Origin of the sequence: Clostridium sp. AM29-11AC (genome assembly GCF_003480545.1) — a bacterium.
GTDB lineage: Bacteria > Bacillota > Clostridia > Lachnospirales > Lachnospiraceae > Otoolea > Otoolea saccharolyticum_A.
Window position 1 is genome coordinate 44,938 of record NZ_QUJI01000010.1, and the last position, 7,244, is coordinate 52,181.

At 49.6% G+C, this 7,244-nt stretch carries 7 protein-coding genes; all 7 read right to left on the reverse strand.

What is annotated here, in order from left to right; all coding sequences use genetic code 11:
* Positions 1-62 precede the first annotated feature (62 nt).
* Positions 63-413, reverse strand: coding sequence for a rhodanese-like domain-containing protein (locus tag DW757_RS09140; RefSeq protein ID WP_008397474.1), 351 nt, complete (start codon positions 411-413; stop codon positions 63-65).
* Between the two features lie 330 nt (positions 414-743).
* The gene (locus tag DW757_RS09145; RefSeq protein ID WP_015544992.1) at positions 744-947 is read right to left on the reverse strand and encodes a hypothetical protein; all 204 of its coding nucleotides are present in this window, start codon (positions 945-947) and stop codon (positions 744-746) included.
* Positions 948-1,278: 331 nt separating this feature from the next.
* A complete protein-coding gene (locus DW757_RS09155; RefSeq protein ID WP_015572925.1) occupies positions 1,279-1,986 on the reverse strand; it encodes a C40 family peptidase in 708 nt (235 codons plus the stop codon).
* A 228-nt stretch (positions 1,987-2,214) separates the two neighbouring features.
* On the reverse strand, positions 2,215-3,081 hold the full coding sequence (locus DW757_RS09160) for a carbohydrate ABC transporter permease (RefSeq protein ID WP_021965437.1): 867 nt from the start codon (positions 3,079-3,081) through the stop codon (positions 2,215-2,217).
* 1 nt (position 3,082) lies between these two features.
* On the reverse strand, positions 3,083-4,036 hold the full coding sequence (locus DW757_RS09165) for a sugar ABC transporter permease (protein WP_021965438.1): 954 nt from the start codon (positions 4,034-4,036) through the stop codon (positions 3,083-3,085).
* 154 nt (positions 4,037-4,190) lie between these two features.
* On the reverse strand, positions 4,191-5,525 hold the full coding sequence (locus tag DW757_RS09170) for a sugar ABC transporter substrate-binding protein (protein WP_243033549.1): 1,335 nt from the start codon (positions 5,523-5,525) through the stop codon (positions 4,191-4,193).
* Between the two features lie 273 nt (positions 5,526-5,798).
* Positions 5,799-6,947, reverse strand: a complete 1,149-nt coding sequence (locus DW757_RS09175; protein ID WP_008397487.1) for a double-cubane-cluster-containing anaerobic reductase — start codon at positions 6,945-6,947, stop codon at positions 5,799-5,801.
* Positions 6,948-7,244: the final 297 nt, after the last annotated feature.

Below are 7,244 nucleotides of genomic sequence, written 5' to 3' on the forward strand. Positions count from 1 at the left end.
TATTTCAATACTTTCTTATGGTTTATCCGCAACTCTTATTCTAATTTAAGCACTTTCTCCTGTCAATGCACTTTTCCGCCGGGATCAAAGGGCTCCTGGGAAAATCCTCCGCAGACCAGATTATGTCCCCGGTAGTAGGAAAGGCCGTTGGCCACGTCAAATACCTGATAGCCCATCCGTGAGAAGCGGATACTGGCCTTTAAACTCTCGCTTCCTCTGGCGCAGTAAAACAGCACAGGTCGGTCGCATGGAATCTCCTGGGGATTCTCGAGGAGGCTCTCCAGCTCCCGGTTAATCGCTCCTCTGATATGTGAACGGCGGTAATCGGCGGGACTTCTCAGATCGACAATCGTGCCCGGAAAGCCCCGGTCGAGAAACATGTCAAGCCGCCTGACTGGTATCATCTGATACATTGCCGTTTCTCCATGTCCTCTTTACCCTATTATATTCACAGCCTGTACTCTGTGTTCCTCCCTCCTTCAGCCCCTTCTGTGCAGGAAAAAGCCGTCCCGCAAAAGCTGCCAAACAGAGGCAGAGTCTTTGCGGGGCGGCCTTCCCCATTTGTGCTTCGTGTCCGATGATGCCGTATTTTTTCAGCAGTATTTTCCTTCAGTCCTGGTATTTTTCTAAATTTCTCAAACCGATGGTACACACTTCCTGCATCTGCCCATACCTTTTCGGGAAATTGCTTCAGCCCTTCTTCAGACTGCAGACTCCTTACAGCAGAAACAGGCTTTCAGCTCTTAATAATTATTGCGGCTGCTGTTGTCGCAGTCATTGGAGCTGTTTCTGCTGCTGTTTTTTGAGGAATCTCTGTAAGAATCCCTGTAGCTGTCCCTGTAATTGTCCTTGCCGGTATTCTGGGATCTGTTCTGTGACTTATTCTGGCTGCTGTTCTGAGAATTGTTTCTGCAGTCGTCTGCATTGTAGCTGTTTCTGTTTGCCATGTTCATTACCTCCTAACTTTAATGACTACACAGTCAGTATGGCTTTTGAAATGCTCCTTTATGCAGAAAAAACTTCCATTTTTTTCCGAAAATAAAAAAGTGTGCGCCTTGGCGCACACTCGCGCCGAGCGCGGTTGCCTTCAGGCAACATCTACCTTGCGTGCGAGTGCGCATCAACGTCATTTTCCTCTCCAACCCAGTGCGATCCCAGCGGAGCATTTTTCTATAACAGGGAACGAAGTTTCCTGTTATAGAAAAAAAGGACAGCGGCCCCAGTCCGGTTCGTCTCCGGAGGGCCGCTGCCTTTCTATTTCTTCTGTTTCCAAAATCATTATCCGAGAACATTGACAATTTTCACCGGATTTCTGTAAGTCCACGGTGAAATCTTGATGCCTGTCTTTTCTGTGGATGCATGGACGATCTGGCCGTCTCCTATGTAAAGGCCCACATGATTGATCCGGCTTCCGTTTGCGTAGAACACCAGATCTCCCGGCTGCATCTGCTCTGCGCTCACCGGAGTCCCCTGAGTAGCCTGGGAGCGGGAGGAACGGTTCATGTCAACGCCTCCTGCATGTTCCAGCACATAGCTGGTAAAACCGGAACAGTCCGTTCCTGTGTTCGGATCAGAGCCGCCGTACACATACGGATTTCCGAGGAAAGTAAGGGCATAGTCCACCACGTCCTGCCTGATGTCTGACTCTTCCTCCGCAGCCTGTCCGTCTTCGCTGATCACTGCAGATTTGCCGTCTGCCAGAAGATATCCTTCCGTTCCGTCCTCGGAGCAAATCTTTACCCAGCCGTCACTGCTCTCCTCAACTACTTCGTATGTATCACCCTGAACTGCCTGTCCGACTACTTCGGATTCCTGGCTCTTCCCTGAATAGAGGGAGAGCTCCTGGGCTTCCACCGTCACCACCGCAGAGCCTTCATCTGTACCCGTCTGTGCCTCATCAGCTCTGGCTGCAGCCGGATTCATCAGACACACAGCAGAACAAACGCAAAACATTCCCAACAGCTTTAATCCTTTACTTTTAATCATCCCGAAACTCCTGACATCTTTATTCGGCCCGCAGCCGTGACTTTTCTCTCACACCGTCTTATCTTCTAATGCTTTCGTTTCCGTCCACTTGTATTTTTCAAAAGTTATTAACTTTTTCTTTCTAATTGTTACATAATTGTTAAATATGTTACGGTGTTATTATATTTACTTTTTTTACTGCTGTCAAGAAAATTGGGACGGTTTATATTTATTTAATAATTTCACTCATTATCCCTTTGCAGCTCCTCCCATCATTCCGCTTACCAGAAATCGTCTGAACAGAAGCGCCAGGACAGCCGGCGGGATGATGGCGATCAGACCTCCGGCAGCTGTCAGACCATACTGAATGGAATCCTTTGTCATAAATTCGCTGGTAACGATGGCAGCCGGCTTTGTCTCCAGGGAGGATGCCAGAATCAGCGGAATCTGGAACTGGTTCCACGCGCTCAGAAACATAATGAGCGAGCAGGCCAGAATCACAGGCCCGGAAACGGGAAGTACAATCCGAAAAAATGTTCCCAGATTTCCGCAGCCATCCACTCTGGCCGCCTCCAGAATTTCTCTGGGTATGGTGGAAAAATAATTGCACATCAGCCAGGTGCTCATGGGCAGAAAGGAACTCACATAGACCAGAGCCAGCCAGAACTGGCGGTCTAACAGATCATGCTCCACAAAAATCCGGAACAGAGGAATGATGGTCGCAAATACAGGAATCACCATCGTGATCAGAAGTGCATTCTTGAACCATTTTCTCCCCGGGAATTCCATCTTGGTGAGGGTATATGCCGTGATCAGCGCCAGGGGAACTCCGATGACAAGGGTCACCGCTGCCGCCGTCAGGGAATTTTTGAGACCTCTGAACAGGCGGATACTGTGGCTTGTAGTCATGCTGAACAGGTTTTCGTAATTGCTCCAGACGAAGGTTTCAGGCAGCATATTTTTTGTATTGGTAAACATCTCATACTCCGGTGTAACGGATACGATAAACGCCCAGACAAAGGGCCCCAGCGTCAAAATAAGAAGAACGGCCGCTGACGCCCAGTAATACCAGGGCTGCCGCTTGAGGGAGCGGCTCTTTTGGGACTGTCTTTTCACGTTACCCCTCCTCTCCCCATGGGCTGTCCGAACCGGCATGGGCTGTTTTCTTTCTCTTCTTTTCTTCCCCTCTGTCTCTGCCCTGTTCCTCCTGGTTCATACTTCTGAGATAGAAAAAGCCCAGCACTGCAGCGAGAAGCATAATCAGATAGGTATAGGCACTTCCTCTTCCATAGTTCATAAAGGAGAAGGTGGTAAGATAGTTTTGAATCAAGAGGTTCTTTCCCAGATCACTGTAGCCGGACAGGGCCACAATCTCGTCAAACAGGTTGACGGCGGTGATGGAGGCAGAGGTAAGACCGATAAGCACAAAGGGTCTGGAAAGCGGAAGCGTTATGTGAAAAAAGGATTCGATCCGTCCGCATCCATCCAGTTTTGCCGCCTCGTAAAGTTCTTCCGGGATGGTTCTTAGTCCTGAAAGACAGACAATAGCGCAGAAGGGAATGCTCCGCCACGCAGCTACAATTCCTGCTACCGTAAGAAGCAGCCAGCGGTCAGCCAGCCACTCGATGGGAGCATCTATGAGGCCCAGCATCAGCAGGAGCTTATTCATGAACCCGTAGCCGGAATGAAACACAAACCTCCAGATTATGCCGTTTACAATGGGCGGCATGGCCCAGGGAAGAATGGCAGCGGCTGTGAGAAGTCCGGAAATCTTTGTGTCCGCATTTAAGATCAGGGACACCAGAAGTCCAAATACAGTCGTAAGGCCGGCTACCAAAACGAGCAGATAGGCTGTGTTCTGAAACACATACCAGAATTCCTGGGATTTTAATATCTCAATGTAATTTTCCGCACCTATAAAGTGGGTGTTCTGGGGAGCTGTCAGCTTCATCTCCTTTAGGCTGTACGTAAAGGTCACAGCCACCGGATAGAATACCAGCATGATCATCAAAAGCGCAGCAGGAAGCAGCAGCGCGTAGGGGAGAAGGGCATCTGACTTCTTTTTCCTCATTCTGTTTTCTCCTTCAATCAAAAGGGATGCCGTAAAAGCCTTCCTGAAAGGCTCTCACAGCATCCCCTTTTTTCGTGTCAGTATCTTAAAACCAGTTTCTTATGTGTCTGGCATCGCCGTTTTGCCGTGCCTTTCCATTATACTCCCGATTCTTTTATTTTGCCAGTTCATTTACCTTTTCATTCATGGCTGCAAATGCCTCCTCAGGCGTCTGCTCTCCCAGCACCATACGGTTGATGTTGTTGAAGATCGTATTGCTCATCTCTGCATAGTAGTCCGGCACACCGTTGGGGAACGGGGATTTGATGAGCTTGGCCATATCGAGCATCGCTCCAGGATTTGTGATAGTTCCGTCCTCGATCAGAGCCTCCAGCACGCTGTTTCTGGTGGGGATGGAGCCGTTGGCTGTATAGAGAGCCTTCTGTGTTTCCGGTGAGCTGTACCATTTTACAAACTCCATGGCTGCTTCTTTGTTCTCAGAGAAGCTGGAAACACCGATAGCCTCCGGAAGGGGCATTGTCTGAGCTGCCGTTTTGTCCTTTCCGGGAAGCATGATCGGAACCACATCTCCTACCACACTGCACTCGTTGGGATCAGAGGAGAAGCGCACAAATTTTGTGGGGCCCACCATGAAGCTTGCTTCCCCGGATGTGATCTTTCTGTAAACATCCATTCCTGTGGCTGTCTTGATGGCCGGATCCGTGTATCCCTCCTGAACCATCTGGTTTTCAAAGGTAAGAGCGTCTAATACAGACTCCTCATTCAGTGTATTGTCGTCGTTGAACACAACTCCGTTTCTCGCAAATGCCATCCACATCATAGAGGTAGTCGCAGACTCGTCGGCATTCATCGGCATTGCATAGGGATATTCTGTGATTCCCTGCTCCTTGATAGCCTTCATGGCCTCGTAAACCTCGTCCCATGTCTCTGGAGCCTTGTCAATCCCGGCCTGTGCGAAATGCTCTTTATTATAGTAGGCAATCCGGTAATCATTGGCATAGGGAACAGCCAGAATCTGTCCGCCAATCATAAAGGTTTCCATGGACGGCATGTCGGCCATGTCCTCCTCGCTCATCTCAATCGGCTCTAACCAGCCTGCACTGTTCATCTCGCCGACCCAGGACCAGTCTACCTCGATTACGTCAGCTGCCGCCTTGCCGCCAACTGCTGCAATGGATACCTTATCCCGGATGTCATCCCAGCTCACTTCGTTCATCACTACGCTGATTCCCGTTTCCTCTGTAAACTGGGCAAGCAGCTCTTCTCCTGGATTTCCCCAGTCCGGAACCATAACGGTAATTTCCGTTCCTGCCAGATCGCTTTTTTCCTCTGCTGCATCTGCGCTCTCAGAGGCCTGTGCGTCTGTCTCTGCCTGTGTCTGAGCTGCTGTCTCTTTCGTTTCCTTTGCAGTATCAGCGCTTCCTGAACAGCCGGTCACTGCTGCCGCCAGAACTGCCGCCGCCACTGCACCTGCAAATTTCTTTTTCATAGTACTTCTCCTTTTGTCTGTCTCCTTTGTTTCCTGACGGCACAGAAAACAGTCCTTCTGATTCCTGTGCTTCTCACATGACTGCATCTGCAGTCCATTCTCTCCCAGTATAAGCAGGATGCCCTGCAAATTCAAGATTCCTGCAGCGATTCGCCATTCAAAATTTGCATCTGCAGAGATTATCTATCGTTTTTTTCTATAAGCCTCAGCATCCCGGCCTTCTTTATCCCTGTTCCCATGAGCTTTGCATTTCTGTTTCTGCCCTCTGCTTCTTTATCCGTGCAGCGTTTCCAGAAGTGCCTCAAGTCTTGTGGCAATCTGGCCCTGATCAGAGCGTGAATAATCTGTCTCAAGCATCAGATAAGGAATATTTTCTTCCTCCACTGCCCTTTTGACAAAATGCGCCTCGATATTATAGGTATGGCAGGACTGAAGAATGATCTCAATTACCGCATCAGCCTGATAGTCCCGGATCATATCTTTTATATAACCCATACGGCTGGTATTGGGGCTCATGACAGAGCAGTTAATATTCAGATACTTCTTTGCCAGGGCATCAAATACAGGAAGATTTTCATCTACCAGCTCCACTTTTTCTCTCGTGCCGCTGCAGGAATCAAAAGCCACCACATCAGCGCCCATCTCTTCCACTGTCTTTATAATCTTGTCTCTGACTCCTGCATTGGGGCAGCCTGTCACAAGAATCCTCGGGCGATCCGACGGCTTTCCTTTGTAGTTCTCTTCCCAGTCCCTGAGAACCTCCTCTGTTCTCTCATCTACCAGGCGGATTCTCTCCTCCATATCAAAGTTAAAGGCCAGGGAATCGGCCCGGGTTCCGATCTCATAGCCGGAAATAGGAGCCGGATTCAGCTTGCCAAGCTCCATAAACCGCAGCATGGAGCGGCGCTCCCTGTTTTTTATACGGATTGCCTGGCGAATGTCCTCCTCTGTGATTTCAATTCCGTAAAAATCCTCCAGCTTCTCCTTCAGTGCGATGATTTCTTCCTTCCATGCCTTGAGCGCTCTCTCATTTCTCCCCGACGGAAGCTGCATCACATAGGTTTCCTTCAGCTCGTTCATCAGCTCAAACATCTTCGTCTTTCCGTCGCAGGTCGTTTCACCTACAATCAGATCAGCGAAATAGAAATACGGACAGGTATCTGTCAGAGCAAAGCCATAGCTGGCCTTAATCAGAGGACAGAGGTTGCGGGGCAGCTTCGTCTCAGCCGCAGTGATCGGCTGTTCACTGGAGGCGCAAAGAGATGCGCTCACGGCCCCCGCTGCCATCAGGATTTCTACCGGCACGAAGGAACAGAAGATCCCTACCACTCTCGCCCCCTGTTCCTTTAACTCCTTCATCTTTATAAATCCTGCTTTTCTCGCCTCATCGTATGTAACAAAATTTTCCGGCAGTTTCATCATGCTGTTTTCCCCTCCCTGGTATCTTTTATGAAACAGCTGTTTTCACAGCTATCTTATTTCCCCTCTGTCTTTAAAATTCCATCTGGTGCCGGAAGCTCAAAGCTGCAGCCTCCGGCAAAACTTAGGCGCCCGGCTTTCAGCAGTGAATGCTGAAACCGGTTTGCGCAGGTATCATGCCCGCTCTGCGGCCATTATGTCATATCCTTCGGATATGCTATTCTCTCCGAGGGTTGCGCACTCGCCGCAGTGGTGTTTTGGCTCCCTTCGGGCGCCAGCGGCTCGGCGCAGGTATAATGC

What these genes read in the sequence shown, in the direction of transcription:
- DW757_RS09140 (WP_008397474.1), bottom strand. Translation starts at nt 413, where the DNA reads ATGTATCAGATGATACCAGTCAGGCGGCTTGACATGTTTCTCGACCGG.
- DW757_RS09145 (WP_015544992.1), bottom strand. Translation starts at nt 947, where the DNA reads ATGGCAAACAGAAACAGCTACAATGCAGACGACTGCAGAAACAATTCT.
- DW757_RS09155 (WP_015572925.1), bottom strand. Translation starts at nt 1,986, where the DNA reads ATGATTAAAAGTAAAGGATTAAAGCTGTTGGGAATGTTTTGCGTTTGT.
- DW757_RS09165 (WP_021965438.1), bottom strand. Translation starts at nt 4,036, where the DNA reads ATGAGGAAAAAGAAGTCAGATGCCCTTCTCCCCTACGCGCTGCTGCTT.
- DW757_RS09170 (WP_243033549.1), bottom strand. Translation starts at nt 5,525, where the DNA reads ATGAAAAAGAAATTTGCAGGTGCAGTGGCGGCGGCAGTTCTGGCGGCA.
- DW757_RS09175 (WP_008397487.1), bottom strand. Translation starts at nt 6,947, where the DNA reads ATGATGAAACTGCCGGAAAATTTTGTTACATACGATGAGGCGAGAAAA.